The organism is Actinomycetospora sp. NBRC 106375 (genome assembly GCF_030269665.1).
Classification (GTDB): domain Bacteria; phylum Actinomycetota; class Actinomycetes; order Mycobacteriales; family Pseudonocardiaceae; genus Actinomycetospora.
The window spans coordinates 1-255 of the sequence record NZ_BSTS01000102.1 but is presented as its reverse complement, the minus strand read 5'-3'; the positions used below and the strand labels follow the sequence as shown (position 1 = coordinate 255).

General features: G+C 77.3%; 1 protein-coding gene. It reads left to right on the top strand.

Annotated elements, in window-relative coordinates; translation table 11 throughout:
• Positions 1-255: hypothetical protein (locus QSK03_RS33055; RefSeq protein WP_285660088.1), on the top strand; the 255-nt coding region annotated here is incomplete at both ends.

Here is a 255-nt window from a genome sequence, read left to right as displayed (position 1 = left end):
CACCGCCCTCGGGCTCGACGAACACCCCGCCCAGCTCCCCGGCTGGGGCACCCTGCTACCCGCCACCGCCCGCGCCATGCTCGCCCGCTACCACCACGGCGAATGGCGCATCGTGCTCACCGACCCCACCGGCCGCCTCCAGCACGTCCTGCTCACCCGCCACCGACCCCGCCTCCCCGACCCGCCCCCGGGATCACCGGGTCGATCATCGAGTCGACCTCCGGGCCCCCGCCGCGACCAGCACCGGCGGCGGGG